Origin of the sequence: Mesorhizobium sp. WSM3879 (assembly GCF_002294915.1) — a bacterium.
GTDB lineage: Bacteria > Pseudomonadota > Alphaproteobacteria > Rhizobiales > Rhizobiaceae > Mesorhizobium.
Map to the genome: position 1 here is coordinate 601,767 of NZ_NSFZ01000001.1, position 22,798 is coordinate 624,564.

General features: G+C 63.2%; 31 protein-coding genes. 22 read left to right on the forward strand and 9 right to left on the reverse strand.

What is annotated here, in order from left to right; all coding sequences use genetic code 11:
* Window positions 1-25 precede the first annotated feature (25 nt).
* The 6 genes from CK218_RS02855 to CK218_RS02880 all read left to right on the forward strand — a co-directional run bounded on the left by CK218_RS02855 (window position 26) and on the right by CK218_RS02880 (window position 2,569).
* Entirely contained in the window at window positions 26-496 is a 471-nt protein-coding gene (locus tag CK218_RS02855; RefSeq protein WP_095826873.1) for a nucleoside deaminase, read from the forward strand.
* 103 nt (window positions 497-599) lie between these two features.
* A complete protein-coding gene (locus tag CK218_RS02860) occupies window positions 600-923 on the forward strand; it encodes a metalloregulator ArsR/SmtB family transcription factor (protein WP_095826778.1) in 324 nt (107 codons plus the stop codon).
* Window positions 920-1,330 carry an SRPBCC domain-containing protein gene (locus CK218_RS02865; protein ID WP_095783513.1) on the forward strand — a complete coding sequence of 137 codons (411 nt, stop codon included), beginning with the start codon at window positions 920-922 and terminating at the stop codon, window positions 1,328-1,330. The genes CK218_RS02860 and CK218_RS02865 overlap by 4 nt, the downstream gene beginning before the upstream one ends.
* A gap of 79 nt (window positions 1,331-1,409) precedes the next feature.
* Window positions 1,410-1,643, forward strand: a complete 234-nt coding sequence (locus CK218_RS02870; protein ID WP_095826779.1) for a hypothetical protein — start codon at window positions 1,410-1,412, stop codon at window positions 1,641-1,643.
* Window positions 1,643-2,092 carry a DUF1801 domain-containing protein gene (locus CK218_RS02875; protein ID WP_095826874.1) on the forward strand — a complete coding sequence of 150 codons (450 nt, stop codon included), beginning with the start codon at window positions 1,643-1,645 and terminating at the stop codon, window positions 2,090-2,092. The genes CK218_RS02870 and CK218_RS02875 overlap by 1 nt, the downstream gene beginning before the upstream one ends.
* A gap of 78 nt (window positions 2,093-2,170) precedes the next feature.
* Window positions 2,171-2,569 (forward strand): DUF1801 domain-containing protein, encoded by a 399-nt coding sequence (locus CK218_RS02880; protein WP_095826780.1) that lies wholly within the window; start codon window positions 2,171-2,173, stop codon window positions 2,567-2,569.
* A gap of 49 nt (window positions 2,570-2,618) precedes the next feature.
* Here the strand turns inward: CK218_RS02880 and CK218_RS02885 are convergent, their stop codons facing one another.
* Window positions 2,619-3,173: a GNAT family N-acetyltransferase gene (locus CK218_RS02885; protein ID WP_095826781.1), complete on the reverse strand. Its 555-nt coding sequence runs from the start codon at window positions 3,171-3,173 to the stop codon at window positions 2,619-2,621.
* A 206-nt stretch (window positions 3,174-3,379) separates the two neighbouring features.
* Between CK218_RS02885 and CK218_RS02890 the strand changes: the two genes are divergently transcribed.
* The 4 genes from CK218_RS02890 to CK218_RS02905 all read left to right on the forward strand — a co-directional run bounded on the left by CK218_RS02890 (window position 3,380) and on the right by CK218_RS02905 (window position 7,148).
* On the forward strand, window positions 3,380-3,835 hold the full coding sequence (locus CK218_RS02890) for a DUF2214 family protein (RefSeq protein ID WP_095826782.1): 456 nt from the start codon (window positions 3,380-3,382) through the stop codon (window positions 3,833-3,835).
* Between the two features lie 259 nt (window positions 3,836-4,094).
* A complete protein-coding gene (locus tag CK218_RS02895) occupies window positions 4,095-5,072 on the forward strand; it encodes a tripartite tricarboxylate transporter substrate-binding protein (protein ID WP_095778744.1) in 978 nt (325 codons plus the stop codon).
* A 95-nt stretch (window positions 5,073-5,167) separates the two neighbouring features.
* Window positions 5,168-5,629: a tripartite tricarboxylate transporter TctB family protein gene (locus tag CK218_RS02900; RefSeq protein WP_067004012.1), complete on the forward strand. Its 462-nt coding sequence runs from the start codon at window positions 5,168-5,170 to the stop codon at window positions 5,627-5,629.
* Between the two features lie 10 nt (window positions 5,630-5,639).
* The gene (locus CK218_RS02905; protein WP_095826783.1) at window positions 5,640-7,148 is read left to right on the forward strand and encodes a tripartite tricarboxylate transporter permease; all 1,509 of its coding nucleotides are present in this window, start codon (window positions 5,640-5,642) and stop codon (window positions 7,146-7,148) included.
* An 81-nt stretch (window positions 7,149-7,229) separates the two neighbouring features.
* Here the strand turns inward: CK218_RS02905 and nth are convergent, their stop codons facing one another.
* Complete coding sequence (gene nth, locus CK218_RS02910) at window positions 7,230-8,045, reverse strand: endonuclease III (protein WP_095826784.1); 816 nt, start codon at window positions 8,043-8,045, stop codon at window positions 7,230-7,232.
* 22 nt (window positions 8,046-8,067) lie between these two features.
* Here nth and CK218_RS02915 point away from each other — a divergent pair, with 22 nt between their 5' ends.
* The 10 genes from CK218_RS02915 (at window position 8,068) to CK218_RS02960 (ending at window position 15,428) form a co-directional block, all read left to right on the forward strand.
* Window positions 8,068-8,562, forward strand: coding sequence for a DUF2244 domain-containing protein (locus CK218_RS02915; RefSeq protein WP_095783520.1), 495 nt, complete (start codon window positions 8,068-8,070; stop codon window positions 8,560-8,562).
* Window positions 8,563-8,775: 213 nt separating this feature from the next.
* On the forward strand, window positions 8,776-9,681 hold the full coding sequence (locus CK218_RS02920; protein ID WP_164746661.1) for a methylated-DNA--[protein]-cysteine S-methyltransferase: 906 nt from the start codon (window positions 8,776-8,778) through the stop codon (window positions 9,679-9,681).
* A 233-nt stretch (window positions 9,682-9,914) separates the two neighbouring features.
* Complete coding sequence (locus tag CK218_RS02925) at window positions 9,915-10,385, forward strand: hypothetical protein (RefSeq protein WP_095783521.1); 471 nt, start codon at window positions 9,915-9,917, stop codon at window positions 10,383-10,385.
* Between the two features lie 38 nt (window positions 10,386-10,423).
* Complete coding sequence (locus CK218_RS02930) at window positions 10,424-10,801, forward strand: hypothetical protein (protein WP_095783522.1); 378 nt, start codon at window positions 10,424-10,426, stop codon at window positions 10,799-10,801.
* Entirely contained in the window at window positions 10,768-11,298 is a 531-nt protein-coding gene (locus CK218_RS02935) for a hypothetical protein (protein ID WP_067004024.1), read from the forward strand. Before CK218_RS02930 ends, CK218_RS02935 begins: the two co-directional genes overlap by 34 nt.
* Window positions 11,273-11,758 (forward strand): hypothetical protein, encoded by a 486-nt coding sequence (locus tag CK218_RS02940; protein ID WP_095826785.1) that lies wholly within the window; start codon window positions 11,273-11,275, stop codon window positions 11,756-11,758. Before CK218_RS02935 ends, CK218_RS02940 begins: the two co-directional genes overlap by 26 nt.
* Before the next feature lie 149 nt (window positions 11,759-11,907).
* Window positions 11,908-12,810 carry a ribokinase gene (locus CK218_RS02945; RefSeq protein WP_095826786.1) on the forward strand — a complete coding sequence of 301 codons (903 nt, stop codon included), beginning with the start codon at window positions 11,908-11,910 and terminating at the stop codon, window positions 12,808-12,810.
* Between the two features lie 5 nt (window positions 12,811-12,815).
* Window positions 12,816-14,267: an amidase gene (locus CK218_RS02950; protein WP_095826787.1), complete on the forward strand. Its 1,452-nt coding sequence runs from the start codon at window positions 12,816-12,818 to the stop codon at window positions 14,265-14,267.
* 93 nt (window positions 14,268-14,360) lie between these two features.
* Complete coding sequence (locus tag CK218_RS02955; protein ID WP_095826788.1) at window positions 14,361-14,975, forward strand: LysE family translocator; 615 nt, start codon at window positions 14,361-14,363, stop codon at window positions 14,973-14,975.
* Window positions 14,976-15,026: 51 nt separating this feature from the next.
* Window positions 15,027-15,428: a hypothetical protein gene (locus tag CK218_RS02960; RefSeq protein WP_179294417.1), complete on the forward strand. Its 402-nt coding sequence runs from the start codon at window positions 15,027-15,029 to the stop codon at window positions 15,426-15,428.
* A gap of 30 nt (window positions 15,429-15,458) precedes the next feature.
* On the opposite strand, the gene CK218_RS02965 is transcribed toward CK218_RS02960, so the two are convergent.
* A complete protein-coding gene (locus tag CK218_RS02965) occupies window positions 15,459-16,403 on the reverse strand; it encodes a nucleoside hydrolase (RefSeq protein ID WP_095826789.1) in 945 nt (314 codons plus the stop codon).
* Between the two features lie 140 nt (window positions 16,404-16,543).
* Between CK218_RS02965 and CK218_RS02970 the strand changes: the two genes are divergently transcribed.
* Together CK218_RS02970 and CK218_RS02975 are read left to right on the forward strand one after the other, a co-directional pair.
* Window positions 16,544-16,969, forward strand: coding sequence for an Hsp20 family protein (locus tag CK218_RS02970; RefSeq protein WP_067004038.1), 426 nt, complete (start codon window positions 16,544-16,546; stop codon window positions 16,967-16,969).
* A gap of 64 nt (window positions 16,970-17,033) precedes the next feature.
* A complete protein-coding gene (locus CK218_RS02975) occupies window positions 17,034-17,291 on the forward strand; it encodes a DUF1150 family protein (RefSeq protein ID WP_067318876.1) in 258 nt (85 codons plus the stop codon).
* A 116-nt stretch (window positions 17,292-17,407) separates the two neighbouring features.
* Here CK218_RS02975 and ptsN read toward each other — a convergent pair whose 3' ends face one another.
* The 6 genes from ptsN to lptC form a co-directional block, all read right to left on the reverse strand.
* Window positions 17,408-17,872 carry a PTS IIA-like nitrogen regulatory protein PtsN gene (gene ptsN, locus CK218_RS02980; RefSeq protein ID WP_067004043.1) on the reverse strand — a complete coding sequence of 155 codons (465 nt, stop codon included), beginning with the start codon at window positions 17,870-17,872 and terminating at the stop codon, window positions 17,408-17,410.
* Between the two features lie 60 nt (window positions 17,873-17,932).
* The gene (raiA, locus tag CK218_RS02985; RefSeq protein WP_067004045.1) at window positions 17,933-18,517 is read right to left on the reverse strand and encodes a ribosome-associated translation inhibitor RaiA; all 585 of its coding nucleotides are present in this window, start codon (window positions 18,515-18,517) and stop codon (window positions 17,933-17,935) included.
* 313 nt (window positions 18,518-18,830) lie between these two features.
* The gene (gene rpoN / locus CK218_RS02990; protein ID WP_095826790.1) at window positions 18,831-20,360 is read right to left on the reverse strand and encodes an RNA polymerase factor sigma-54; all 1,530 of its coding nucleotides are present in this window, start codon (window positions 20,358-20,360) and stop codon (window positions 18,831-18,833) included.
* Between the two features lie 188 nt (window positions 20,361-20,548).
* A complete protein-coding gene (gene lptB / locus CK218_RS02995) occupies window positions 20,549-21,367 on the reverse strand; it encodes an LPS export ABC transporter ATP-binding protein (protein ID WP_095826791.1) in 819 nt (272 codons plus the stop codon).
* On the reverse strand, window positions 21,367-21,984 hold the full coding sequence (locus CK218_RS03000; RefSeq protein ID WP_095826792.1) for an LptA/OstA family protein: 618 nt from the start codon (window positions 21,982-21,984) through the stop codon (window positions 21,367-21,369). Before CK218_RS03000 ends, lptB begins: the two co-directional genes overlap by 1 nt.
* Window positions 21,971-22,684, reverse strand: coding sequence for an LPS export ABC transporter periplasmic protein LptC (gene lptC / locus CK218_RS03005; RefSeq protein WP_067004053.1), 714 nt, complete (start codon window positions 22,682-22,684; stop codon window positions 21,971-21,973). Before lptC ends, CK218_RS03000 begins: the two co-directional genes overlap by 14 nt.
* Window positions 22,685-22,798: the final 114 nt, after the last annotated feature.

A 22,798-nucleotide genomic window follows, 5' to 3' on the forward strand; every position in this document is an offset into this window, starting at 1 on the left:
GGATGGCGGCGCGATAGGTTTTGCCATGACCCGCGATCAGATGCTCGCCCATCTCCGATCCGCCGACGCCGCGGCGCGCGAGGCGGCGGCGCACGGTCATCATCCATTCGGTGCGGTGCTGGTCGGCCCCGACGACGCCATCCTCATGCGCCAAGGCAATATCGACACCGTCCATCACGCCGAAACCGAACTTGCGCGACGCGCGGCGGCTGCCTATTCGCCGGAGTTTCTCTGGACCTGCACGCTCGTCTCAACCGGCGAGCCCTGCGCGATGTGCACCGGAACGCTCTACTGGGCCAATATCGGCCGGCTGGTTTACGGCTTCGAGGAGACCCAGCTTCTCGCGCTCACCGGCGATCACGCGGAGAATCCGACGATGAGCCTTTCTTCGCGCGCCGTGCTCGACTCCGGGCAGAAAAAGATCGAGGTGTTTGGCCCCTTCCCCGAAGTCGCGGACGAGCTGCTCGCACCACACCGCGATTTCTGGAGGCGCTGACGCCGAGGCTGCGCCCTAAGCTTCCATCCTCCAGGCTTCTGCTTGACTCACATATATCTCACTGGTTATACGTCAATCAATAGCCATTGAGTTATCGATCCAGATGACGAACGCACACGATTTGCTGTTCCGGACGCTTGCCGATCCGACAAGGCGCGCCATCTTCGAGCGTCTGTGCCGGCAAGGCGAGCAGACGGTCGGCGCGCTGACGGCTGAGGCCGGTGTCTCGCAGCCGGCGGTGTCGAAACATCTCGGCCTGCTCAAGCAAGCCGGACTGGTGCGCGACCGCCACGAGGGTCGCCAGACCCATTACAGCGCGCAGCTTCGCGCGCTGGCGCCGCTAATGGATTGGACTCGCTATATGGCCGGGTTCTGGGAGAGCCGGTTCGACGATCTCGAGGATCTGCTGCAGAGGATGGATCAATGAACGATATGCCGGCCGGAACGCGCTCCGTTGTCGTCGAGCGCGAGATTCCCCATCCGCCGGAAAAGATCTGGCGGGCACTGACCCAACCGCATCTCATCGAGGAGTGGCTGATGAAGAACAACTTCAAGCCGGTCGTAGACCACCGTTTCGAACTGAGCGCGGACTGGGGCGGTGTCGAGTGCCAGGTCCAGACAGTCGAGCCAAACAAAACGCTTTCCTACACCTGGGACACCAAGGATCTAGAGAGCGTCGTCACATGGACGCTCACCCCGACCAGCGCCGGCACTCGCCTGCGCATGGAGCAGACGGGCTTCCGAACTGACCAGGAGCCGTATTTCCGGGGCGCCACCGTTGGCTGGCCGAGGTTCTTTGCGGCCCTGGAGCAGGTGCTTTCGCGGATCGAGTGAGGGCGGCAATCTCATCCAGATGACGCAGCTGGCGCGCTGGTAAGCCCAGCGTTCATTGGTTCTTTCAGAGGAGGAAGCATTGGACTGGAGCAAGTGGATCAGGCAGTTGCATCGCTGGCTGTCGATCATCTTTACCGTGACCGTCATCGCCAACTTCATCGCCATGGCGTTGGGCGAGCCGCCGGCCTGGGTGGTCTATTCGCCGCTCCTGCCGCTTTTCCTGCTGTTGTTCAGCGGCCTCTACATGTTCGTGCTGCCCTATGCCGCAAGGTGGCGCGGTGGGCCGGCGCGCGAGCGCGCCGGACCGGCCTGATGGCAAAAGCGAAATCGGCAAAGGTTGCAGCCAGGCCGTCGGGGGAAAAACCCGTCCTGCTTTCGGGCGGCAACCCGCAGATCGCCAAGGGGTATGGTGACGCTCCCGTGCAGGCCTATATCGCGGCGATGCCGGGTTGGAAGAGCGAGCTAGGCCGCCGGCTCGACCAACTCATCATGCAGGCCGTCCCCGACGTGCAGAAGGCCATCAAATGGAACTCGCCGTTTTACGGCATGGACGGCGAAGGCTGGTTTCTCGGCATTCATTGTTTCACCAGATACGTCGAAGTGGCCTTCTTTCGCGGCATGTCGCTGAAGCCGGTGCCGCCCGGCGAATCCAAGAGCAAGGACACGCGCTATTTTCACATCCATGAGGACGACCAGCTCGACGAAGCGCAATTCGTCTCCTGGGTGAAACAGGCGAGTCAATTGCCTGGCGAACGAATGTAAGCGCATTATCGGTCAGTCACGGTCCGCCCGACGAGGCATCATGGCGATCCGTCTAGCGGGTGTTGAAGGAGGACACATATGGAGAAAGTCGGCGTGCAGGAAAGCAAGTCTCCTTCCGAGCTGATCGATGGCCGTATCGCGGACTTGGGCGATTGGCGGGGCGAGATGCTCGGCCGGCTGCGCGCCCTGATTAAGGATGCCGATCCGGACGTCACCGAGGAATGGAAGTGGCGCGGCGTGCCGGTCTGGGCGGACGCCGGAATGATCTGCACCGGCGAGACCTACAAGGCCGTCGTCAAGCTGACCTTCGCCAAGGGCGCGGCGCTGCCGGATCCCTCACGTCTCTTCAACTCCAGCCTTGAAGGCAACACAAGGCGCGCCATCGATTTTCGCGAAGGCGAGGAGATCGACCAGGAAGCGTTCAAGGCTCTCGTGCGAGCAGCGGTGGCCCTGAACAGGTCCAAGGCCAAACGCTGATCCGAGAAGCGCGCCAGCACCGGAGGCGGACGAACCCGGCATTTGCCCTCTAGGCTGTTGGCCCTCCGGCCCACCGCTCCAGCAGGATCGTCGGCTTGTCGTGATAGGTGGTCCGCAGCATCTCGCGATAGCCGTTCTTATCTGCGACCTTGAGCGAGGCGCCATTTTCGGGATCGATGATGCAGACTGTCCTGGCTCGCCCGAACGCCTCGTCACCCCAGGCAACGATGCGCCCGACCACTTCGCTTGCAAGCCCCTGGCCATGCGCACTCGAAGCTAAAGCCCAGCCGGCTTCCGGCACGCCTTCGATCGAGGGCTCGATCTCGCGCTTCAGATCATGGAACCCCGCCTCGCCGAGGAAGCGGCCAGTCGCCTTGTCCTCGATCGCCCAGAACCCATAGCCAAGCAGCGACCACAACCCGGCATGGCGCAGGAAACGCATCCAGCTTTCCTCGCGGGTGCGCGGCTTGCCGCCGATGAAGCGGGTGACCCCCGGGTCCGCCCACATCGCGACATAGGTCTCGAAATCGTCGATCCGATGCGGCCGCAGGACCGTCCGCGCCGTCTCGAGGATCGGCACCCCGGCTTCCCTTGCAATGCTCATCGCAGTTCTCTCCTTTGAGCGGCAGCGCTTAGCAAACCTGCACGTTCGAACAAGGGCCAGGATCGCCCGGGTCATCCTCCAGCGACGCAAGTGGATGAGCGCCGTCATTGACCGGCTGACATTCGGCGTGTGGGATTCTCGACAGGCGATGTTAGTCTTCGGACGAAGCTGATTCAGCGATATCGCGGCGCATCTGAGGAAAGATAATGGACACCACCGACCTTCTGCTGGCGATCGCCCATCATCTTCTGGTGTTCTCGCTGGCCGGCATCATTGGCGCCGAGTTCGTGCTGGTGCGCGGCGAGTTGGGGGCGACGACGCTCAAGCGCCTTGTCGGCATCGACCGCCACTACGGCATCATCGCCGCGCTGATCGTCATCGTCGGCATCTGCCGGGTGTTCTTCGGCCTGAAGGGCTGGGAGTTCTACGTCTTCAACTGGGTGTTCTGGGCAAAGATGATGGCCTTCATCATCGTCGGCCTGCTGTCGATCATCCCGACCGTGCGCTTCATCTCCTGGAGCAGGCAGGCGAGCGGCAATCCATCCTTCTCGGTTCCGGCGGCGGAGCTCGCCTCGGTGAAGAACTATGTCCGCGCCGAGGGCTTCATCTTCCTGCTCATCCCGGTCTTTGCGGCGGCGATGGCGCGCGGCTACGGTTATTAGAATAGAACCGAGGAAGAGCAGGGATCGGGCAGCAACCGGCATCCGCCAACGTACCGTCGTCAGATGACGACATCCCGCGATCCATCATTCGACCCAGATCTTTTCCATCCATCTTGTGGATGGTTGTAGATAATCGCAGTTTGGCCGTTTGAGTCCGATTGCAATCTGCCAGCCTGCACTAGTTGCTATTACATCACAGCCGTCGCCGAGAGGAATTTCGCGCGGTGGCTGAAGATTCATACTCTGGGAGGAAGTCACAATGAGAAAATTTGTTGCCGCTCTGGCTGCCGCAGCGGCCGTCACGCTTTATCCGTTCGCCGCGGGCGCGCAGACCTATCCGGAACGCACCATCACCGTGGTGGTGCCGTTTGCGGCCGGCGGCCCGACCGACACGGTCACACGCCTCATCGCCGAAGCCATGTCGAAGGATCTCGGCCAGCAGGTCATCGTCGAGAATGTCGGCGGTGCCGGCGGCACGCTGGGCGCGGGCCGCGTCGCGAAGGCTGACCCGGACGGTTATACGCTGCTCCTCCACCACATCGGCATGGCGACCAGTGCGACGCTGTACAGAAAGCTCGCATACGACACGCTCAACGCCTTCGAATATGTCGGCCTCGTCACCGAGGTGCCAATGACCGTCGTCGGCCGCAAGGACCTTGAGCCGACCGATCTGAAGGGACTGGTCGAGTACGCCAAGGCCAACAAGGATACTGTCACCGTCGCCAATGCCGGGATCGGTGCGGCCTCGCATTTGTGCGGCATGCTGTTCATGAGCGCCATCGGTACGCCGCTGGTCACCGTGCCCTACAAGGGCACCGGCCCGGCAATGACCGATCTTCTTGGCGGCCAGGTCGACATGATGTGCGACCAGACGACCAACACCACCAAGCAGATCCAGGGCGGCACGATCAAGGCCTATGCCGTCACCTCGCCGGAACGCCTCGATGTGCTGCCGGACGTCCCGACGACGACGGAAGGCGGCCTTCCCGAGGTGCAGGTCAGCATCTGGCACGGCCTCTACGCACCAAAGGGTACGCCGGCCGAGATCACCGGACGCCTGTCGAAATCGCTGCAGGTCGCGTTGAAGGATCAGAACGTCGCCGCCCGCTTCGCCGAACTCGGCACCAAGCCGTCGCCCGAAGCCGACGCGACACCGGCGGCGCTGAAGGCCAAGCTTGAAAGCGAGATCGGGCGCTGGAAGCCGATCATCGAAGCCGCCGGCCAGTACGCCGACTGAGGTTTTGGACGGGGCGCAATCGGCGCCCCGTTTTTGCTTCGGCCCCGTTTTGCGTTGCAACGGCGCGCCCGGGGTGCTCACCTGAGAGGAACGTGATGAAGCCTTTCGCAATCGACACGACCAACGGCATATGCGCCGCGCTGTTCATCGCCTTCGGCGCATTTTTCGCGCTGCAGTCGCTCGGCCTCGAAATCGGCACCGCCTTCCGCATGGGACCGGGCTATTTCCCGCTGGTCCTGGCGATCGTGCTGCTCCTGCTTGGCGTTATCATCCTCGTTCAGGCAGTGCGCTTCGAGAGCGAGGCGATCGGCCACATTGCGTGGCGCGGCATGCTGCTCATCCTCCCCGCTCCGATCTTCTTCGGCCTGACGGTGCGCGGCCTCGGCTTCATCCCGTCGATCTTCCTGACGGCGCTGATCGCATCCTTTGCCAGCGCCCGCATGAAACCGCTGACCGCGCTCGTGTTGTCGGCCGGGCTGACGCTGTTTGCATCACTCGTCTTCAGCTACGCACTCGGCCTGCCGTTCCGGCGCTTTGGCCCGTGGCTGCCATTGTGAGGAGACGACCATGGAACTCCTCGCCAACTTGGTGCTCGGCTTTTCGACGGCGACATCGCTGACAAATCTCGGTTTCTGTCTGATCGGCGTCCTTCTCGGCACGCTGATCGGCGTCCTGCCCGGCATCGGCGCCACCGCAACCATCGCCATGCTCTTGCCGATTACGTTCCAGATAGGCGACCCGGTTTCCTCTCTCATCATGCTCGCCGGCATCTATTACGGCGCGCAATATGGCGGCTCCACCACCGCCATTCTCATCAATATGCCCGGCGAATCCTCGTCAGCCGTCACCGCAATCGATGGCTACCAGATGGCCAAAAACGGCCGCGCCGGGGCGGCACTCGCGATCGCGGCGATAGGCTCGTTCTTTGCCGGCACGGTGTCGACCTTCCTGGTCGCCATCTTTGCTCCGCCGCTGACGGCGATGGCGCTGGAATTCGGCGCGGCCGAGTATTTTTCGCTGATGGTCGTCGGCCTCGTCTCGTCCGTCGCGCTCGCCCACGGCTCGATAGTCAAGGCGCTGGCCATGGTTGTGCTCGGCCTGCTGCTCGGCATTGTCGGCACCGACATCTATACCGGCACGCCGCGCTTCACGCTCGGCATCACCCAATATGCCGACGGGCTGAATTTCGTCGCGGTAGCGGTCGGCGTCTTCGGCGTCGCCGAGATCCTGCGCAACCTCGAGAACGAGCATGAGCGCTCCGTGCTGATCCGAAGAGTCTCCGGCCTCATGCCGACCCGCGAGGATTTTCGGCGCATGGCCGCGCCCATCATGCGCGGAACGATCATTGGTTCGGCGCTCGGCATCTTGCCGGGAGGCGGCGCGATCCTTGCAGCCTTTGCCTCCTACACGGTCGAAAAGCGCGTATCGAAAAACCCGGGGGAGTTCGGCAAGGGCGCCATCGAAGGGGTCGCCGGGCCGGAATCGGCCAACAATGCCGGCGCGCAGACCTCCTTCATCCCCATGCTGACGCTTGGCATTCCGGCCAATCCGGTAATGGCGCTGATGATCGGCGCGATGATCATCCAGGGCATCGTGCCCGGCCCCAATGTCGCGACCGAACAGCCGGAGCTGTTTTGGGGCATCATCGCCTCAATGTGGATCGGCAACCTGATGCTGATCGTCCTCAACCTGCCGCTGATAGGGCTTTGGGTGAAGCTCCTTACGATCCCCTATTACGTGCTGTTTCCGATCATCATGGCGTTCTGCTCGATCGGCGTCTACAGCGTCAACACCAATGTTTACGACCTCTACGCCGTCGCCTTCTTTGGATTGCTCGGCTACCTCCTGACCAAGCTGCGCTGCGAACCCGCGCCACTGCTGCTCGGCTTTGTGCTCGGCCCGTTGCTTGAGGAAAACTTGCGTCGCGCCATGATTCTGTCGCGTGGCGACCCGAGCACCTTCGTGACGAGACCGATCAGCGCCAGCCTGCTCTTCATCGCACTCGCCGTGCTCGTCATCGTCTTCCTGCCCGCGGTCAAGAAGAAGCGTGAAGAGGTGTTTGTGGAGGAAAATTAAGTCGTTGAATTTCGTTGCGATTTTTGAATTCGGCGTTTTGGCTGCAGGCGCCGTCGGCTGGCGCTATCCGCTACACTCCGCCTAGCTGACACCAATCGCTCGGTCCTCAGTTTCGTCGAGCGGCGCGAGCTCGATCAGCGGCGCCGGCAGGTCGGTGGTCTTTTCCTTGGACTTGCAGATATCGGCGATGACACAGACCGGGCAGTCGGGCTTGCGCGCCTTGCAGACATAGCGGCCATGCAGGATCAGCCAGTGATGGGCGTGCCTCATGTATTCGGCGGGGATGACTTTTAACAGCCCCTGCTCAACCTGTTCCGGCGTTTTGCCGGGCGCCAATCCAATACGATTGCCGATGCGAAAGATATGCGTGTCCACCGCCATCGTGTGCTGGCCGAAGGCGACGTTGAGCACGACATTGGCGGTCTTGCGTCCCACGCCCGGCAGCTTGACCAGCTCGTCCCGATCTTCGGGCACCTTGCCGGCATAGTCGTCGATCAGTGCCTTCGAGAGCGCGACCACGTTCTTGGCCTTGTTGCGCCACAGGCCTATGGTGCGGATGTAGTCGCCGACCTTGGCCTCACCGAGCGCCAGCATCTTGTGCGGCTTATCGGCGACCGAAAACAGCGGCTTCGTTGCCTTGTTTACCCCGGCATCGGTCGCCTGCGCCGACAGCACCACCGCGATCAGAAGAGTGAAGGGATTGACATAGTCGAGCTCACCCTTCGGCTCGGGCCGCTGCACGGAAAAACGCCGAAAAATCTCATGCACCTCGGCGGGCGTGTAAAGCGAGCGCAGCCCGCCCTTCCGGGAGGGCGTCTTTGCTTTTGCACTGCCGCCTGAGGCTGAGGCCGACGGCTTTTTGACGGGGAAGGATTTTTTGGACTTGGGCGGCGCCATTCCCTTCCTATAATGTTTCCGTATGAGCGACACAAACGCCTCGTTCGAAGCCGACAAGCCATTCTTCCAAGCCCTGCTGACGCCGCATCGCTCCCTCGGTCGGACCGGCTTTCTGATATTGATGGGCGCCCTGGTGTTCGGCTGGGCGGTCACCGGCGCGATCTTCCTGGCTCATGGCGCATGGCCGGTCTTCGGCTTCTTGGGGCTGGACGTGGTCGCCGTCTACATCGCCTTTCGCGCCAACTACCGGGCGGCCCGCGCCCGTGAGGAAATATCGGTCTCGCGCACCAGGCTTGACATCCGCAAAACGGCGCCGTCGGGCCGCTTCGAGGATCATCGCTTCAACCCGTTCTGGACCCGCTTTTCGATCGCCCGCCATGCCGAGATCGGCATCACCAAAATGGCCGTCGAGGCGCAAGGCGAAAGCGTTTCGATCGGGTCTTTCCTGGATCCCGATTCCCGCGAAAGCTTTGCTGCTGCCTTTTCGCGCGCACTGGCGACCGCCAGGGCGCGTTGAACTAGCACGGCGCTCGGCGCCCTTGCCGTAGAGCGTCATCAGCAAGGTCTGCCTTACCCCGGTAAAATCTATCTTTTCGCCGGCCGTCATCGCCCTTCGGCTCGAAGCCTGCTCGATCTGGGTAGGGGCCGGAGGAAGGCAAGTTTCGGGTGGTGGCAATGCGCGGGAAGACCGATATTCGCGGCCGAGCAGATAGCCATGGGAGATATTGCCATGAACGCCCAGATGACCATGAATACCCGGATGGAACCGTCAGCGATCCTGCAGAATGACATCACGCCCGTGGGCAGCGACTACGAAATCGTGCGCCGCGCCATCGAGAAGATCAGCCTCGACTATCGCGACCAGCCCTCGCTGGAGGTTCTGGCCGAGGCGGTCGGCGAGACGCCGACGGGCCTGCAGAAACTGTTCACGCGCTGGGCCGGCCTGTCACCCAAGGCCTTTCTGCAGGCGGTGACGCTCGACCATGCGCGCAGGCTGCTTGATTCCGGCATGCCGCTGCTCGAAACCTCGTTCGAGCTCGGCATGTCGGGCCCCGGCCGGCTGCACGACCTCTTCGTCACGCACGAAGCGATGTCGCCCGGCGACTACAAGACCCGTGGCGCCGGCCTGACCATCCGCTACGGCTATCATATCTCGCCCTTCGGCATTGCGTTGATCATGGTCACCGATCGCGGGCTGGCCGGCCTGGCGTTCTGCGACGCCGGCGGCGAGCGGGCTGCCTTCGCCGATATGTCCGGCCGCTGGCCGAACGCAGCTTACGTCGAAGACATGTCGGCCACCCAGCCCTATGCCGCGCGCGTCTTCGATCCGACCAAATGGCGCGCCGACCAGCCGCTGCGTGTGGTGATGATCGGCACCGATTTCCAGCTGCGCGTCTGGGAGGCGCTGCTGCGCATTCCGATGGGCAGGGCCTGCACCTATTCCTCGATTGCGGCAAGCATCGGCGCGCCGAGCGCCAGCCGGGCCGTGGGTGCCGCGGTGGGCGCCAACCCGATGTCCTTCGTGGTGCCCTGCCATCGTGCGCTCGGCAAGTCCGGCGCGCTCACCGGCTATCACTGGGGCCTGACACGCAAGCGCGCCATCCTCGGCTGGGAGGCGGGACAAATGGCGTCCTGAAACCTCGTTTTTTCCGCGCGCCATTGCGAAAAACCGTGGATCTGAATATAGGTAAGTATAATCGAAACAATACATCCGAAATATCGGGAAATGCAACCCGAAACAACCTCAGGTTTCTGCAGTTGTATTTTGAGTTGTTTGCAGTCGTTATCTTGTTTAACGCTAAATTAACCACGATAAACGGATGATACCTCTGTATTGAGCCGCATTCGCCGGCTCGAAAGAGGGGTCCGATGAAGTTCTTTCGCGTCGCAATGGCCGCGAGCCTGCTGGCCGTCTGCACCGGCCAGACTGCATCGGCAGCCACCGGAAACGTCCTCTTCAACGGCACTATCACCGCTACCTGCACGGTCACGATCAACTCCAACGGCACGATGACCGTCAGCAGCAATCTTCAGTCGCTGAGCTCTCACAATGCCGGCGGTTCGGCCGGCAGCGCCCAGGTCGATACCACCGGCGGCGTCACGCTCAGCGTCGATCCGGTCACCATCACCACCGTCCCGGCCTCGGACACCACGGCCACGACATGGACCCCGACCTTTGCCACCTCCGGCGCGCAGACCATTGCCGAAACCGGCACAGCGACGGCGCTCACCGTACCGGGCACATCGACGGTCGCGGTCAATCTTGCCGGCACCAAGAGCGGCACGGACCGCTTCTCCGCCGGCAACTACCAGGCAACCGTGACGCTGCGCTGCGAATAGCCCTCACGCGAAAGGAGCGGTCCTTGAGAACGATCGGAATGCTGGCGGCGGGGTTGATCGCCGTGCTGTCTCCCATTGCCGCGGAGGGCCAGTCGATGACGCCGATGCGGGGCGAGGTCAGGTCCTTCACCGATGCTTTCGCGGTCCGGGTTTTCCCCGGCAACCCCTACGACCAGCGCATACGCGTCGAGATTCATGTCTATGACCAGGACTTTCGGCCGATCGACGCCAGGATCACGCCGAAGGCCTTCGTTCTGGCCGGCCAGGCGTCGCGCCCGGTTCTGGTGGTCGTCCCGTTCGACGGCGCGAACGAGCGTAAAGTGCGTATCTGTACCGAGAGTATCCCCTTTCCAAGCGAGCAGACGCAGATAAGGGCTCAGATATGCGGAAAGTTCTTCGGGCATCGCAGGTTCTGACGCTTGCCCTGCTGCCCGCCTTGGCGGTCGCAAGTCAGGGGTATGCTGAGGATATACTGAACCTGAACCAGAACCAGACTGGCTTCACCTTGCCCGGCGTCACCCTGCCCCAGGGCCAGGACGAGGTTCATGCTTCCGACGGCACGACCTGCCGCTCGGCCGTTTCCGGCAGCGGCGCCTATCTGGACGTCGGCGTCATCCGCGGCAACAGCAACAGCCAGTCGAACAGCGACCTCGCCACTTACGGCCGCGTGGTGGTCCCGATCGGGCGGACGCCGAAGCGCGTGGATTGCAGCCGCCTCTACGAACTCGAGGTCGAGCGCCTGCAGCTCGAATTGAAGCTGCTCAAGATGGGTCTCGGCGCCGACGGCCAGACGGGAAGCGTGGCTGCTCCCAATCCCGCGACCGCCTCCGCTGCCGCATCGACTGGATGGGCTAACGAGGGCTGGAGCATCAGAGGCACAACCGGCAATGACAAGAAAAAGAAAAAGAAATAGCCGCGCGCTGATCGCCGCGGTGGCTGCGCTTGCAAGCTTCTCGCTCCCGGCTCCGGCGGCGATCATCGGCACTTGCACCATCATGATCGGCGCCTCGGGAACGATGAAATCGAACCCCGCCATCAATATCTTGGGCTCCAGGCAGGCGGGCGGGTCGAGCGCCGGCGCCACCATCACCGCGAATGCGACGCTATGCACGATCCTCAACCTGCTCGACTGCTATTCCGTCTCGGCGCCGGCGCCGATTGCCTTCACGTCCGCGCCGAGCGGCGGCGACACCGACGTCACCTTCGCCACCGTCTTCCGCCTCGATGGCTCAGGCGCGGACATCCCGGGCAGTTCGCCGCAGCGGGTGACCAACGGCACTCACACCATCCAGGTCGATCTCACGGCCACGAAATCGCCGGGCATCTTCCCGGCCGGCAACTACCAGGGCACGGTGACGGTGCGCTGCGAATGATGCTGTGGGCCGGTGCGGCGCACAACCGGCTTGATCTGGCAATAGACGGTCTTTGCGGCTAGCCTCCCGCGCAAGCAAATGCGTAAATGCAAAGACTTGCGGCATCGGCCTTCGATCGAAGGCTCGCCCGCTCGTGCAGGAGAGCTTTCTTGATCATCATCGTCGGCTCGATCAACCTGGACCTGATCGCCAATGTCGACCGTTTGCCTGAACCCGGCGAGACGGTCCGCGGCTCCGGCTTTGCCACCGCTCCCGGCGGCAAAGGCGCCAACCAGGCGCTGGCGGCCGCCCGCGCAGGCGCTGAGGTGCGCATGGTCGGCGCCGTCGGCAAGGACAGTTTTGCCGCCGAAGCGCTGGCGCTGCTGAAGGCCGGCGGTGTCGATCTTTCCGGCGTCGGCGAGAGCTTCGCCTCCACGGGCACAGCGCTCATCCTGGTCGGCGCCGACGGCGAGAATGTGATCGCCGTCGTGCCGGGCGCTAACGATTCTGTACTGCCCGGCGACATCGCCAAGGCGTATCTGAAGAAGGGCGATGTCGTGCTTTTGCAGCACGAGATCCCGCTGCCCACGGTCGAAGCGGCGCTCGATGCAACCCGCGCGGCGGGTGCCGTCAGCGTGCTCAACACCGCGCCTTTCCGCCCCGAGGCGGCCGGCTTTCTCGGCAAGGCCGACTACGCCGTCGCGAACGAGACCGAGTTCGACTTCTATGGCGGGGCGCTGGTGCTCACCGGCCGCGACCGGGAGGCGCGGATGCGCGACTATGCCGAAAAGACAGGCCGCGCCATCGTCGTGACGCTCGGCGGCGACGGCGTGCTGGCCGCCACTCCCGACCATTTCCTCACCGTCCCGGCACTGAAGATAACTCCGGTCGACACGGTCGGCGCAGGCGACACTTTTTGCGGCTATTTGGGCGCCGGCCTGTCGTCCGGCCTCCCGCTCGAACAGGCGCTCACGCGCGCCGCGGCGGCAGGCTCGCTCGCTTGCTTGAAGCCGGGTGCGCAGCCGGCGATTCCGTTGGCGAAGGATGTCGACACGGCTTTGGCCGCGCGGTGACGGCGATGCGCCCGTCGACGAAACACGCCGTGCCGCCGGCCGGCGACATCTGTCGCTTGTCCGCCGTAGAGCTTACCGACGCGATCAGGCAGCGCCGTCTGTCGGCGCGAGAGGTCGTCAGCGCCTTTCTCGACCGCATCGATGCTGTGAACCCGCTGGTCAACGCCATCGTGTCGCTGCGCGAGCGCGCCGATATCCTGGCGGAAGCCGACAGGGCGGACGCCCATTTGGCACGGGGCGGCGCGGCCGGATCGCTGTTCGGCCTGCCGATCGCCATCAAGGACCTCGCCCTGACCAAGGGCTTAAGAACAACCTTCGGCTCGCCGATCTTCGCCGATTTCGTCCCGCAAGAAGACGATTTCTTCGTCGAGCGCCTGCGCAAGGCCGGCGCCATCATCATCGGCAAGACCAATGTTCCGGAATTCGGGCTGGGCTCCAACACCTACAATCCGGTCTTCGGTCCGACGCTCAATGCTTTCGATCCGACGCTTACCGCCGGCGGCTCGAGCGGCGGCGGGGCGGTGGCGCTGGCGCTCGACATGGTGCCGGTCGCCGACGGCAGCGATTTCGGCGGCTCGCTGCGCAATCCGGCGGCCTACAACAACGTCTATGGCTTCCGCCCCTCGCAAGGGCTAGTGCCGGCCGGCCCCGACATCGATGTCTTCCACGCCCAGATGGGCGTCGAAGGGCCGATGGGCCGGAATGTGCGCGACATCGCGCTGCTGCTCGATGAGCAGGCCGGCTATCATCCGCGGGTGCCATTGTCGCATGACAAGCAGGGCTCGTTTCTCGAAGGCCTGCGGGAGAAAGCCACCGGCGGCCGCATCGCCTGGCTCGGCGATTTCGGCGGCCATCTGCCGATGGAGCCAGGCATTCTCGACCTGTGCGAGGCGGCCCTTGCCCGCTTCGCGGACGCCGCGTTCCATAGCGAAACGCTGGTGCCGGATGCCGACTTCGAAGCGCTCTGGCAGGCCTTTGTGACGTTGCGCCAGGCGAGCAGCGGCTGCGGACTGAAGGCGCATTATGACGATCCGGAAAAGCGCAGGCTGCTGAAGCCGGAGGCCGTTTGGGAAGTTGAGCAGGCGATGCGCCTTACCGCGCCCCAGATCCATGCCGCCTCGGTCCGGCGCACCTCATGGCACCGCACGCTGCTGTCGCTGTTCGAGCGCTTCGACCTTATCGTGCTGCCGACCGCCCAGGTCTTCCCCTTCGAGGTCTCGACGCATTGGCCGCGCGAGATCGCCGGGCGGCCGATGGACAGCTATCACCGCTGGATGCAGGTCTCCGCCTTTGCCACGCTCGGCGGTTGTCCGGCGCTCAATGTGCCGGTCGGCTTCGACGGCAAGGGCCGGCCGATGGGTATGCAGCTGATCGGCCAGCCGCGCGGCGACCTGGCGGTCCTGCAGGCCGGCGCCGCCTATGAGGCGACGCTGCCCTGGCCGGCGGGGGCTGCCTGACGGGCTCAACCGGCTGGCGCGCTTGCGCCGGCGTCAACTCCGTGCATTGATCGCGCTCCGCGCGTGTCGGCGCGATCCTGTTCGAGGGAAAACATGTCGCTGGAACTCTACGCCGCCTATGTCGTCGCCTGCATCGTCATCGTCCTGGTACCCGGGCCGACGGTCACGCTGATCATCGCCAACAGTATCCGCCATGGCTCGCGCGCCGGGTTGGCCAATGTCGCGGGCACCCAGGCCGGGCTCGCCATCATGATCGCCATCGTCGGCATCGGCCTCAACACGCTGATCGCCGGCATGGGTCACTGGTTCGAATGGGTGCGGCTGATCGGTGCGGCTTACCTCATCTGGATGGGCGTGCAGATGCTCCGCGCCAAGGGAGCCCTGAACCCCGATGGATCGACCAAGAAACCGCGCGGCGGCTTCTTCCTGCAAGGTTTCCTGGTGGCGATTTCCAATCCGAAGACGCTTGTCTTCTTCGGCGCCTTCTTCCCGCAGTTCATCGCGCCACAGGGCAATTACACGCTGCAGATCGTGGTCATGGGCCTGACCGCGATGGTCTTCGCCGCCATGTCGGATTCGACCTACGCGCTTGCCGCCGGCCGCGCCGGGCGCATGCTCTCGGCCAGCCGCGTTAAGCTGATGTCGCGGATCAGCGGCAGCTTCCTGGTCGGCGGCGGGCTCTGGCTGGCGTTCTCCAAGGCGAAATGAGAGCGAATACTCTGGTCGCAATTATTTTTGACGCCTATTGAATAACTGTGCTTGGCAGCACACTTCTTCAGGATGAACAAGTCAAACGTTTCCTTCCGGAATCGCTTGCTTATTTGGCAATATGAGTACAGCGACGCCGTGATCGGCGTCGCTTTGTTCTGCGCATTTGCGGCTATGAAATCCATCGCCATCGTTGAGCTTCAGGCCAATCCGGTCATCGCCACTCAACGCGTGATGGGCGTGGTCGAATACGTCAGGGTGAAGCCCATCAATCCGTACGGCACGATCGGCCACAATCTATACTACACCTACGATCTGCGCCTTGATGACGACAACACACGGATATCTGTCGACGACGATGTGAGGCGACCCCATCTTGTCGGCTCCGTCCTTCCCATCGAGCGACAGCACCACAATCACGGCGCCGACACCTATCGGTTGCTCAACGGATGACGACGTGTGCTCAGTTGGCCGCTTTGACGGTCAGTTGAGCCGCCCCAGCCGCTCCACCAGCAGCGCGAAGAACGCATCGTGGTCGATGTCGCGCATCACCATGGCGTTCTTCTCGCGCTTGGTGACGCCCCACCAGTCGATGACCGTCATGCCCATGGTCAGCTCGGAGCTGGTCTCCACGCTGACATTGCAGCGGCGACCCTTGAACAGCTCCGGCTTGATGAGATAGGCGATCACGCACGGATCGTGCAGCGGCCCGCCGTCGGTGCCGTATTTCTCCTCGTCGAAGCGCTCGAAGAACTCCAGCATCTCGGCGGTTGCGGTGCCGACCTTGGTGCCGAGCTGGCGGAAGGCCTGGATGCGCTTGGCCGAGGTCAGTGCCTTGTGGGTGACGTCGAGCGGCATCATCACGATCGGAACGCCCGACTTGAACACCAAATCCGCCGCCTGCGGGTCGACGTAGATGTTGAATTCGGCGGCAGGCGTGACGTTGCCGCCCTCGAAAAAGCCGCCGCCCATCAGCACGATCTCCTTGATACGCGGCGCGATCCGCGGCTCGCGGATCAGCGCCAGCGCGACATTGGTGAGCGGCCCGAGTGGGCACAACGTGATCGTGCCCGCTTCCTCACGCATCAGCGTCTCGACAATGAAATCGACCGCGTATTGCTCCTGCAGCGGCATCGTCGGTTCGGGCAGCTGGGGTCCATTGAGGCCGGTCTTGCCATGCACGTCCTCGGCGGTGACGAGCTCGCGCGCCAGCGGGCGGATGGCGCCGGCATAGACCTTGACGTCGGGTCGGCCGCCGAGCTCGCAGATCTTGCGCGCATTCTTCTCGGTGAGCTTCAGCGGCACGTTGCCGGCAACGGCGGTGATGCCGACGACCTCCAGCTCGGCGCTGCCGAGCGCCAGCAATATGGCGACGGCGTCGTCCTGGCCGGGATCCGTGTCGATGATGATCTTTCGTGACTGGGGCATTTCTATTCCTTTGGGGAGTCTTTTTGGGCGGGGTTTTCACGGCTTGAACTTGATCGCGCGGCGGACCATATCAAGACCATCGGGAAAAATGCCATCCGGGTTTTTCCGGTTTGTGTCGCTCTTAAGAGGACAGTGTAACAATGAGTCGAATGACGCCCTTCTCCAGCCCGCTTCTTCTGGGCTTCGACGCCATGGAAAAGACGCTCGAACGTCTGGCGAAGTCGGGCGACAGCTACCCTCCGTATAACATCGAGCGTCTGGGCGCCTCGGACGGCAAGGCCGAAAGGCTGCGCATCACACTTGCCGTGGCGGGTTTCGCAGAGAACGACCTCGATGTCACCACCGAGGAAAACCAGTTGATCGTGCGCGGCCGTCAGACCGACGACACCGAGCGTGAGTTCCTCCACCGCGGCATCGCCGCTCGCCAGTTCCAGCGCTGCTTCGTGCTGGCCGACGGCATGCGGGTGGTCGGCGCGGAATTGAAGAACGGCCTGTTGTCGATCGATCTCGACCGTCCGGAGGCCGAGCGGCTGGTACGGAAAATAAACATATCGGTGAAAGACTGATCTTTGCCGATGGCTCTAATGCGGGACGGCCGGAAGTGGCGTCCTTGCGCCAAGGAGGCTTGTAATGACCAGAATTGACGAAACCCTGACCATGACCAGCGGCGAATTCGCCCATCTCGGCGAAGGTTCGGTCGCATATCTGAGGAAAATATCGAGCGACGATTTGCGCGGCCGCTTCCCCGGCCTCGGCGAAATCGCGCCCGGGCTGGAACTGTGGGCGCTGTTTGCCGCCAACGGTCAGCCGATCCTGCTTTCCGATGCCCGTGACCGGGCCCTGGCGGGTGCGCTGGAGAATGATCTGACCACGGTCGCCATCCACTGACCCAATCACTATTTGAATTTGGGGTCGTTGCCTGAATTGGAAAGGGCCGCTCCCGGCGGCCCCTCAAGGTTATATCCCAAAAACCGGGTTTATCCAAAGACCAGCTTCACCCAACCTCAGGCCGCGTGCGAGGCCTGGGTATCCGACAGCAGAGCGTGGATCGCCACTGCGTCGCGCGTCCCCCTGATCTTGGCCACCGTATCGCCATCGCGCAGCACGCGCGCGATGCGCGACAGCGCCTTAAGATGGTCGGCGCCGGCGCCTTCGGGCGCAAGCAGCAGAAACACCAGGTCGACCGGCTGGTCGTCGAGCGCCTCGAAATCGACCGGCGCCTCCAGCCGGGCAAACACGCCTGCGATCCGCTTGACCCCTGCGAGCTTGCCATGCGGAATGGCGATGCCGTTGCCGACGCCGGTGGAGCCCAGCCGCTCGCGTTGCAGGATGGTGTCGAACACTTCCCGCTCCGGAATGCCTGAAATCGCCGCCGCCCTCTCCGACAGCAATTGCAGAAGCTGTTTTTTGGAATTCGCCTTCAACGCCGGCATGATAGCCGGGACGCTGATGAGATCGCTGAGATCCATGCTTGAAAAATCCCTTGCTCGCCTACCGCGCCGGTCGTCCCCCTCGCGCGGCCGGCTTTCTTATCCCTGCGCGACTTTGGTGGTCGACGGATCGATCCAGCCGATGTTTCCATCCGGCCGGCGGTAGACGATATTGACATGGTCGTTTCCGGCGTTGCGGAAGACGAAAACCGGGCTGTCCTTGGTATCGAGCTCGATGACGGCAGACGCCACCGACATGGTGCGAAGCGTCACGGTCGATTCGGCGACGATGGCCGGAGCGAAGTTCTCCGGGATTTCCTCTTCGTCGTCGGCGAGCGGCTCCATCACGGCGTAGGCGATGTCGGTGGATTCGCCATTGCCGTTGCTGGAATTGTGCGACTTCAGCCGGCGCTTGTAGCGCCTGAGCCGCGTTTCGAGGCGATCGGCGGCCGCCTCGAAGGCAAGCGTGGGATCCTGGGCGTCCCCGGTCGCCTGCAGCGAGGCGCCGGAATCGAGGCGGATCATGCAATCGGCCGAGAAGCGCGACCCTGCTTTGATGACCGTTACATGTCCTGAAAAACCCCGATCGAAATATTTTTCAATCGCTTCGTTGACACGATCGTTGATGCGCGTACGGAACGCATCGCCGATGTCCATGTGTTTTCCCGAAATGCGCAGATTCATCTGAAAACTGACCTTCCCTGCTCAGGCTTCAAACTGTCCCAAGTTTATACCCGTGGTGCGCGCGCACAAGCTTTGCGGCGGCACGCGCGCCGATTTTAGACCCGAACTTTCCGGTTGATCACAAGTCGCCTTCTGGCCGTCCGAGGCCTTCGCTTTGACGGAGCCATTCGCGAGGCGGGCATCACGGCCCGGCTCATGCGGGCGGGCTTCTAGACACTTCATTGCAGCTTGTCAATGAAACACGAAAACTGTGAAAAATCGCCATTCCTCAGCTCGGACCAAACTAGGTCAGGCCCGATGAATATCAACTGCCCTATCGCCCGGCGTTGGCCAGCGCCCGCTTCTCCCGGCGCCGCTGCACCGATGAAGGAATGTTCATGCCTTCCCGGTATTTGGCGACCGTGCGGCGGGCGATGTCGACGCCGCTTTCCCGCAGCATGTCGACGATAGCGTCGTCGGAAAGCACGTCGGCGGGCTTTTCCTCGTCGATCAGCTGCTTGATGCGGTCACGCACGGCTTCCGACGAATGCGCTTCGCCGCCTTCCGCCGAGGCGATCGAAGCGGTGAAGAAATAGCGCAGCTCGAACACGCCGCGCGGCGTCAGCATGTATTTGTTGGCAGTGACGCGGCTCACCGTCGATTCATGCATGCCGATCGCGTCGGCCACCGTGCGCAGGTTGAGCGGCTTGAGATGCCGCACGCCATGGACGAGGAACGCGTCCTGCTGGCGCACGATTTCCGAGGCCACTTTCAGGATCGTCTTCGCCCGCTGGTCGAGGCTGCGCGTCAGCCAGTTGGCGTTCTGCAGGCATTCGGCCAGAAACTCCTTTTCCGCCTGGTCCTTGGCATGGCCGGAAACTCGGGCGAAATAGACATGATCGACCAAAACGCGCGGCAACGTGTCGGCGTTGAGCTCCACCGCCCAGCTGCCGTCGGCAGCGGCCCGCACCTCGACGTCGGCGACGATGGCGTCGCTCGCGCCGCCCGAAAACGCGGTGCCGGGACGCGGATCGAGCGCCCGGATCTCGGCCAGCATGTCGAGAAGGTCTTCCTCGTCGACGCCGCAGATGCGTTTCAGCGTCTGGAAATCCCGCCGCGCCAGGAGTTCGAGATTAGCCACCAGGGCCTTCATCGCCGGATCGAGCCGGTCGCGTGCGGCAAGCTGCAGCGACAGGCATTCGGCGAGGTCGCGGGCAAACAGGCCGGCCGGCTCGAAGGTCTGGCAGACCGTGAGCGCTCGCGCCACCGCTCCCTTGTCCGCCCCCAGCCGCGCGGCAATCTCTTCCACATCGGCGCGCAGATAGCCCGCTTCGTCGAGGCTATCGGCAAGCTCGCCGGCAATCAGGCGCTCGCCGGGTTTGGCGAAGGCAAGCGCGATCTGTTCGCCGACATGCTCGCGCAGCGTCACGATGGTCGCGGCCATCTCGCCGACGTCGAAGCCTTCCGACGAAGCGCTGCCGGCGCTGCCCGCGGATGCCGACTTCCACTGCGCGGTGAGATCCGGTCCGAGCTTTTCGCTCGTGCCGGGATCGTCGGGAAACAGGTTCTCCAGCGAAGAGTCGAGCTTTTCCGAGATCGCCTCGGCGCTCCATTCCGTCTCGCTTTCGAACCAGTCGTCCCCGGCGGCGGGTTCCGGAGCGGTCTCGCTCTTCTGCGGCTGGTCGCCGCCCGCATCGTCCTGCGGCTCGGCCCGCTCCAAGAGCGGATTGCGCTCGATTTCCTCGTCGATGAAGCGCTCGAGCTCGACATGGGTGAGCTGCAGCAGCCGGATCGACTGCATCAGCTGGGGCGTCATCACCAGCGACTGGGACTGTCTGAGCTGCAGTTTGGCCGCCAGCGCCATGGTTGGATTCAAACGCCTCGTCTACGCATCGAGCTGCCGTTTTCGGTCGGGCATAGAAACTGGCCCGGCTTTTGCTTGTCAAGGCAAACGCTAGCAGAGACGGCTTACCGGGGCGTTATTCGCGGGCAGAGCAGGCATAAAGCCGGAAAATTCAGCGAGAAATTGCCGCGGAACCGGAATTTTCGCGTTTAGAGCGTAAAACCCTCGCCGAGATAGAGCCGCCGCACATCGGCGTTGGCGACGATCTCGTCGGCGCGGCCATGCGTCAGCACCTGGCCGGCATGGATGATATAGGCGCGGTCGATCAGGCCGAGCGTCTCACGCACATTGTGGTCGGTGATCAGCACGCCGATGCCGCGCGCGGTCAGATGGCGGACGAGCTGCTGGATGTCGGCGACCGCGATCGGATCGATACCGGCGAAGGGTTCGTCGAGCAGCATATAGGCCGGCCGTGTGGCCAGCGCCCGCGCGATCTCGAGGCGGCGTCTTTCGCCGCCGGACAGCGACATCGACGGCGCCTTGCGCAGATGGCTGATGTGGAATTCCTCGAGCAGCTCGTCGAGCGTGCGCTCACGTTCCTTGCGGCTCTTTTCCACCACTTCCAGAACGGCGCGAATGTTCTGCTCGACGTTGAGGCCCCGGAAGATCGACGCTTCCTGCGGCAGATAGCCGATGCCGAGGCGGGCGCGCCGGTACATCGGCATCGAGGTGACGTCGAAGCCGTCGATCTCGATCGTGCCTTCGTCCACCGGCACGAGACCGGTGACCATGTAGAAACAGGTGGTCTTGCCGGCGCCATTGGGACCAAGCAGTCCGACGGCCTCGCCGGCCCGCACGCCGAGCGTCACGCCGCTCACCACCTTGCGGCCCTTATAGCTCTTGGTCAGGCCCTTGGCGATCAGGGTGCCCTTGAACTTCGCCTTGTCGGCGCCGATCGTTGCCGACGCAGACGTTTTTGCGGCTGTCCGCCCCGGGAGGCGGGCCAGCAGCGACGATACGCCGGCCATTAGTTGCTCGACGCTCCCTGCTGGGCCGTGCCCTTTTGGGGCGCGCCCTGCTTCTGCGGCGTGATCGACATGATGACCCGACCGCCGGTGCCGCAACCGTCGACATTGGCAAGGCCGCTTTTCATCTGAACGGTGAGCTTGCAACCCCTGAGCACGTTGTCGCCCTGCGAGAGCACGACTTCGCTGCCGGAAAGAACGAGCACCTGGGTCTTCATGTCGAACGTGCCCTTGTCGCCGGTGGCGATCTGGTCGTTCGATTTGATATAGACTTTGTTCTCAACCACGAGGTGGTCGATGTTGGCTGCCCCGGTCATCGCCGATGCGCCCGCCGCCGCGCCCTTGGGAGCGTTTGGGTCCTTGACGTAATAGACCGTCATCTTGCCGGCCTTGAGCAGCGTCGGCCCCTGATTGACGGTGACGTTGCCGCTGAAGATCGCCGCGCTGTCGGCTTGACGGACCTCGAGCTTGTCGCTTTCGATCTGGATCGGCTGGTCGCCTGACAATTTCAGGCCGGACATCTGGCTGGTGCCGCCGGATTGGGCAAGCGCCGGCGCCGCCCCGAGCAACATGAAGAGAGAGGCCGCCGCTGCAAGCCTTGCCGAACTACTGCGACGCATTCTGCTCTCCGCCCTTTGCCTCTGCCGCCTTCAGACTTGCCGCGTCAATGTTGACGCGCACCCGGTTCTCGAAGACCACGACCTTGCCGTTTTCTTCCACCGACATCGAGTCGGCGGTGATGCGCGATCCGCCGCGGCTGACATCGACCGGATTGTCGGTCTTCATAGAGCCTTTGCCCATGTCTAGGAAGACCGATTTGAACTTGGCTTCCATGCCGTCGCTCGTCGTCACCAGGACATCGCTTGTGAGGTCCATCGTGTTGGCGTCGCGGTCGTAGATGCCATGCGCGGCGTTGACCGCCACCACATTGTCGCTGGCGACGGGCAGCTTGGCGTTGATGCCTTCGAGGTCGATGATACCCTGCTTGCCGACATCCTGGGTCGCCCTGGTCGCCGTCAGCGAATAAGGCAGTTTCTGCTTGGTGAAGCCGTTGAGCTTGGGATTGGCCATCACCAGCTTGCCGTCCGAAAAGGCCGTGCCGTCGGCCTGTACCGAGATCGACACCGGCGCGGCGAGATAAGAATAGACCGGAAAGGCGATCGCAATTGCCGCCGCCAGCAGCGGCACGGCGAATTTCAACACGCGCACGCGGCGCGAATGCCGCTGCGCACGATCGAACGCATCGCCGCGCGTGCCGCTTTCGCCAGCGGCAGCCGATACCGTTTCGGCATCGCTCGTTTCGTCAGATCGCGCCAACATGACTGTTTTCTAATGAGCCCTTGCCCCGCCAAACACCGCCTATAGGTGGTATGCCGGTCCCCGCAAGCAAGCACAAGCGGAGGAAAACTGCAAAAATGTGACGGCTACTACCGT

What these genes read in the sequence shown, in the direction of transcription:
- CK218_RS02885 (WP_095826781.1), bottom strand. Translation starts at nt 3,173, where the DNA reads ATGAGCATTGCAAGGGAAGCCGGGGTGCCGATCCTCGAGACGGCGCGG.
- CK218_RS02880 (WP_095826780.1), top strand. Translation starts at nt 2,171, where the DNA reads ATGGAGAAAGTCGGCGTGCAGGAAAGCAAGTCTCCTTCCGAGCTGATC.
- CK218_RS02890 (WP_095826782.1), top strand. Translation starts at nt 3,380, where the DNA reads ATGGACACCACCGACCTTCTGCTGGCGATCGCCCATCATCTTCTGGTG.
- CK218_RS02925 (WP_095783521.1), top strand. Translation starts at nt 9,915, where the DNA reads ATGAAGTTCTTTCGCGTCGCAATGGCCGCGAGCCTGCTGGCCGTCTGC.
- CK218_RS02965 (WP_095826789.1), bottom strand. Translation starts at nt 16,403, where the DNA reads ATGCCCCAGTCACGAAAGATCATCATCGACACGGATCCCGGCCAGGAC.
- CK218_RS02915 (WP_095783520.1), top strand. Translation starts at nt 8,068, where the DNA reads ATGAGCGACACAAACGCCTCGTTCGAAGCCGACAAGCCATTCTTCCAA.
- CK218_RS02940 (WP_095826785.1), top strand. Translation starts at nt 11,273, where the DNA reads ATGACAAGAAAAAGAAAAAGAAATAGCCGCGCGCTGATCGCCGCGGTG.
- nth (WP_095826784.1), bottom strand. Translation starts at nt 8,045, where the DNA reads ATGGCGCCGCCCAAGTCCAAAAAATCCTTCCCCGTCAAAAAGCCGTCG.
- CK218_RS02855 (WP_095826873.1), top strand. Translation starts at nt 26, where the DNA reads ATGACCCGCGATCAGATGCTCGCCCATCTCCGATCCGCCGACGCCGCG.
- CK218_RS02920 (WP_164746661.1), top strand. Translation starts at nt 8,776, where the DNA reads ATGAACGCCCAGATGACCATGAATACCCGGATGGAACCGTCAGCGATC.
- raiA (WP_067004045.1), bottom strand. Translation starts at nt 18,517, where the DNA reads ATGAATCTGCGCATTTCGGGAAAACACATGGACATCGGCGATGCGTTC.
- CK218_RS02950 (WP_095826787.1), top strand. Translation starts at nt 12,816, where the DNA reads ATGCGCCCGTCGACGAAACACGCCGTGCCGCCGGCCGGCGACATCTGT.
- lptC (WP_067004053.1), bottom strand. Translation starts at nt 22,684, where the DNA reads ATGTTGGCGCGATCTGACGAAACGAGCGATGCCGAAACGGTATCGGCT.
- CK218_RS02875 (WP_095826874.1), top strand. Translation starts at nt 1,643, where the DNA reads ATGGCAAAAGCGAAATCGGCAAAGGTTGCAGCCAGGCCGTCGGGGGAA.
- CK218_RS03000 (WP_095826792.1), bottom strand. Translation starts at nt 21,984, where the DNA reads ATGCGTCGCAGTAGTTCGGCAAGGCTTGCAGCGGCGGCCTCTCTCTTC.
- CK218_RS02860 (WP_095826778.1), top strand. Translation starts at nt 600, where the DNA reads ATGACGAACGCACACGATTTGCTGTTCCGGACGCTTGCCGATCCGACA.
- CK218_RS02955 (WP_095826788.1), top strand. Translation starts at nt 14,361, where the DNA reads ATGTCGCTGGAACTCTACGCCGCCTATGTCGTCGCCTGCATCGTCATC.
- CK218_RS02975 (WP_067318876.1), top strand. Translation starts at nt 17,034, where the DNA reads ATGACCAGAATTGACGAAACCCTGACCATGACCAGCGGCGAATTCGCC.
- CK218_RS02895 (WP_095778744.1), top strand. Translation starts at nt 4,095, where the DNA reads ATGAGAAAATTTGTTGCCGCTCTGGCTGCCGCAGCGGCCGTCACGCTT.
- CK218_RS02905 (WP_095826783.1), top strand. Translation starts at nt 5,640, where the DNA reads ATGGAACTCCTCGCCAACTTGGTGCTCGGCTTTTCGACGGCGACATCG.
- lptB (WP_095826791.1), bottom strand. Translation starts at nt 21,367, where the DNA reads ATGGCCGGCGTATCGTCGCTGCTGGCCCGCCTCCCGGGGCGGACAGCC.
- CK218_RS02900 (WP_067004012.1), top strand. Translation starts at nt 5,168, where the DNA reads ATGAAGCCTTTCGCAATCGACACGACCAACGGCATATGCGCCGCGCTG.
- rpoN (WP_095826790.1), bottom strand. Translation starts at nt 20,360, where the DNA reads ATGGCGCTGGCGGCCAAACTGCAGCTCAGACAGTCCCAGTCGCTGGTG.
- CK218_RS02935 (WP_067004024.1), top strand. Translation starts at nt 10,768, where the DNA reads ATGCGGAAAGTTCTTCGGGCATCGCAGGTTCTGACGCTTGCCCTGCTG.
- CK218_RS02865 (WP_095783513.1), top strand. Translation starts at nt 920, where the DNA reads ATGAACGATATGCCGGCCGGAACGCGCTCCGTTGTCGTCGAGCGCGAG.
- CK218_RS02930 (WP_095783522.1), top strand. Translation starts at nt 10,424, where the DNA reads ATGCTGGCGGCGGGGTTGATCGCCGTGCTGTCTCCCATTGCCGCGGAG.
- CK218_RS02970 (WP_067004038.1), top strand. Translation starts at nt 16,544, where the DNA reads ATGAGTCGAATGACGCCCTTCTCCAGCCCGCTTCTTCTGGGCTTCGAC.
- ptsN (WP_067004043.1), bottom strand. Translation starts at nt 17,872, where the DNA reads ATGGATCTCAGCGATCTCATCAGCGTCCCGGCTATCATGCCGGCGTTG.